This is a genomic window from Ruegeria sp. CH10 (assembly GCF_056537125.1).
The window spans coordinates 1-4,055 of sequence record NZ_JBQFQY010000014.1 but is presented as its reverse complement, the minus strand read 5'-3'; the positions used below and the strand labels follow the sequence as shown (position 1 = coordinate 4,055).

Genomic DNA, 4,055 nt, shown 5'->3' with positions numbered 1-4,055 from the left:
ACCACGTATACGGATGCAGTTGAGTGTCTGACGACTCTGGCGGCGTTTGGGCCGAGGAGGTAGTCTTTGAGGTCTGGTTTGTGGGCTCCGATGACGATGAGGTCTGAGTCGGCGTTGTCGGCGGTTTTGAGGATTTCCTGATAGGCGGTGCCGGTGGCGACCACGTGGCGGACTTTCTCGTTCCGCTCGGCGCCGATCGCGGCGATGCACAGCGCGGTCAGCTTGGCCTGCGCGTCTTCCAGGGCCTTTTCGTGGAAGTCGGACTGAAAGAACCCCGACACCCAGCTTTCTCCAAAGTCCGGCAGGACGGTGACAACGTCCAGCTGGGCCTCATGCTGATCCGCCAGGCGCGCGGCAATCTTCAGGACATTCTCGTCCAGATCGCCGTTGCTGATGTCCACGGCACACAAAACAGCCTTGGTCATGGTGTCACCTCTTGTTCGTTTGTGCGCGCGGCGCGGGCGCGTTGCAGGAAGGCGATCAGGCCCAGAAGGATCAGCGCCGGGATGAAGATCAGCTCTTTGGGCGGCTGGCTTTGCGGGGCCTGCACGGTGGTGATGCGGACGGGGTCGTCGGCGTAATAGTCGAAGTTCGCCAGCTCATCGGCGACGGGCGTGCCGAACAGCGGCTCATCGAGCTTGACCAGACCGTCTTCCTCCAGCGGGATCAGGCCCAGGGCGTCGATGCGGGCGGCGCCATCAGCCTCGTCGCCCACGGTCAGGACCACGGTGGTCTCGGTCATGTCGCCGGTGTCAAAATCGGGGCCTGCGACCTCGATCCGCAGGGTGCTGCCCGGGGTGGCGTCACCCACGGCCTGTTCCAGCTGTGCGGGCTCGATCTGCGCAAAGGGCGGCGCGATGCGGTTCATGAAGAAGTCCGGGCGGAACAGCGCGAAGGCAATCAGGATCAGTGCGACGCTTTCATAGATGCGGTTTTTCGTCAGGAACCAGCCCATCGTGCCGGCGGTGAAGATCAGGATCGCGATGGTGGCGGAGATGGCCACCAGAATGCCCTGCACCCAGCCCACATCGATCAGCAGCAGATCGGTGTTGAAGATGAACACAAACGGCAGCGCCACGGTGCGCAGGCTGTAGAAGAACGCGGTAAAGCCCGTGCGGATCGCATCCCCGCCCGACACGGCGGCGGCGGCAAAGCTGGCCAGACCCACAGGCGGCGTCACATCGGCCATGATGCCGAAGTAGAACACAAACAGATGCACCGCGATCAGCGGCACGATCAGACCGTCCTGCGCGCCAAGCTCGACAACCACACCGGCCATCAGCGAGCTGACAACGATATAGTTCGCCGTGGTCGGCAGGCCCATGCCCAGAATGAGGCTGAGCAGACCCACCAGCGCCAGCATGGCAATGAGGTTGCCGCCCGACAGGAACTCGACCAGATCGGCCATCACCTGACCCACGCCGGTCAGCGTCACGGTGCCCACGATCACGCCTGCGGTGGCGGTGGCCAGCGCGATGCCGATCATGTTGCGCGCGCCGTCGATCAGACCGTTCCAAAGGTCGGCCACGCCCGCCATGAAGGCGTTTGCGGTGTTGTTCTCACCCCGGAAGATCGATTTCAGCGGCTTCTGCGTCAGCAGGATCACGAACAGCAGCGAGGTCGCCCAGAAGGCCGACAGGCCCGGCGATTTCTGCTCGATCATCAGGAAGTAGACCAGCACGATGATCGGCAGCAGGTAATGCAGACCGGCCTTGTAGATCTCGGCAATCACCGGCAGCTCGACCTCTTTGGCATTGGGATCATCCGGCACCAGATCATCCACGCCTGCGGCCAGTTTCAGCAGGATCAGATAGGCCACCACAACCAGCGCCGACAGCACCAGCCCGGACGCCCCCGGCATCAGCGCAATCACCCCTTTGATCGGGTATTGGATGCCATAGCACAGCCCGGCAAAGCCTACGAAGAACACCGCCATGCCGCCGATTGTGCGACCCATCGACACCACGCGGTTGCCCAGCGTCGGCATGTTCCGCTTCACCGCCTCAAGATGCACAATATAGACCAGCGCGATGTAGGAGATTGCGGCAGGCAGGAAGGCGTGGGTGATCACCTCGACATAAGAAATGCCCACATATTCCACCATCAAAAAGGCCGCAGCGCCCATTACCGGCGGCATGATCTGACCGTTCACGGAACTGGCCACCTCGACCGAGCCCGCCTGTTCGCTGGAAAAGCCCACCCGCTTCATCAGCGGGATGGTGAAGGTGCCGGTGGTCACCACATTGGCGATGGAAGACCCCGAGATCAGGCCGGTCGCCGCCGAACCCACCACAGCCGCCTTGGCCGGGCCGCCGCGCAGGTGCCCCAGCGCGCCAAAGGCCATCTTGATAAAGTAATTGCCCGCGCCCGCCTTATCCAAAAGCGCGCCGAACAGCACGAACAGGAACACGAACTTGGTCGAGACGCCCAAAGCGATGCCAAACACGCCCTCGGACGTGATCCACATATGGCTCATGGCCTTTTTCAGGCTGGCACCCTTCCACTGGATCACCTCGGGCACCCAGTCGGACGAGCCAAAGAACACATAAGCCAGGAAGATCGTGGCGATGATCGCCATGGCGGGCCCGAGCGCGCGGCGCGCGGCCTCAAACAGCAACAGCAACCCGCCCAGAGCGACCCATTTGTCCACGTCATCGGCCAGCAGGCCATTGTTCACGACTTTTTCGTAGAAAATATAGCCATAGAGCGCGATCACCGCGCCCACCACGCCCATGATCCAGTCCTGAATGGGGATGTAACTGCGCGGGCTGGATTTCAGCGCCGGATAGGCCGCAAAGGCCAGAAAGATCGCAAAGGCCAGATGGATCTGGCGCGAGTTGTTCACCACGCTGCCCGGCAGAATGGCGTTCGACAAAGGCGAGGCCAGCACCACCTGAAAGACCGACCACAGCACCGCGACAATGGCCAGAAAGATCCCCACATTGCCCGCCGGATTGCGTGCCCCCGCATCCGAGGACGCCACCAGATCCTGAAGCTCTTCTTCGGATAGCGGTGTGTTGGAGTGTGTGTCGGAACTCATCTGGCGTCTCCCCGTCATATGGCCGTTTCGGCCTTATCGTCTGCCCGGTTCCCCCGGGTGCAAAAGGGGCGCGCCCGTCACAGGCGCGCCCCGCATCAGGTCCGGCTTACTGCAGCCAGCCTTTTTCTTTGTAGTATTTCTCGGCCCCCGGATGCAGCGGCGCCGACAGACCGTCCGAGATCATCTCTTCGGGCTTCAGGTTCGCAAAGGCCGGGTGCAGCTTTTTGAAATCATCAAAGTTTTCAAAAACCGAGCTGACAACCGCATAGACCGCATCATCCGACACATCCGCCGAGGTCACAAAGGTCGCGCCCACACCAAAGGTCGTGGTATCCCCGTCCGAGCCGCGATACATGCCACCCGGAATGGTCGCGGTGCGGTAATAGGAATTGCCGTCGATCAGGCCATCGATCGCCTCGCCGGTCACGTTCACCAGAACGGAATCGCACGCGGTGGTCGCTTCCTGGATCGAGCCCGACGGGTGACCCACGGTGTAGATCATCGCGTCGATCTGGTTGTCGCACAGCGCCGCCGACTGTTCGGCCGCTTTCAGCTCGGAGGCCAGTTCGAAATCATCGATGGTCCAGCCCACGGCTTCCAGCACAACATCCATCGTGCCGCGCTGACCCGAGCCCGGGTTGCCGATGTTCACGCGCTTGCCCTTGAGGTCTTCAAAGCTGGAAATCCCCGCATCGGCCCGCGCCACAACGGTAAAGGGTTCCGGATGCACCGAGAACACCGCCCGCAAGTTCTCAAACGCGCCCGCGTCTTCGAATTTCGAGGTGCCGTTATAGGCATGGTACTGCCAGTCCGACTGCGCCACACCAAACTCCAGCTCGCCCTCGCGAATGGTGTTGATGTTGTAAACCGACCCACCCGTCGATTCCACCGAACACCGAACACCATGCTCTTTACGGCCCTTGTTCACCAACCGACAAATCGCGCCACCCGTCGGATAATAAACCCCAGTAACACCACCCGTACCAATCGTGATAAACTCTTCGGCGTATGCGGC

General features: G+C 61.6%; 3 protein-coding genes. All 3 read right to left on the bottom strand.

All coding sequences use genetic code 11. From position 1 onward, the window contains the following. Positions 1 to 425 (bottom strand): universal stress protein (locus ACRZ94_RS20695; RefSeq protein ID WP_480798225.1); only part of this gene is annotated, 425 nt, incomplete at its 3' end. Continuing rightward, positions 422 to 3,040, bottom strand: coding sequence for a TRAP transporter permease (locus tag ACRZ94_RS20690; protein ID WP_480798224.1), 2,619 nt, complete (start codon positions 3,038 to 3,040; stop codon positions 422 to 424). The genes ACRZ94_RS20690 and ACRZ94_RS20695, both read right to left, overlap by 4 nt. Positions 3,041 to 3,146: 106 nt before the next feature. Beyond that, the coding region (locus ACRZ94_RS20685; RefSeq protein ID WP_480656737.1) for a TAXI family TRAP transporter solute-binding subunit at positions 3,147 to 4,055 on the bottom strand (909 nt) is incomplete at its 5' end.

Coding starts and splice junctions, on each gene's coding strand:
- ACRZ94_RS20690 (WP_480798224.1), bottom strand. CDS start 3,040: ATGAGTTCCGACACACACTCCAACACACCGCTATCCGAAGAAGAGCTT.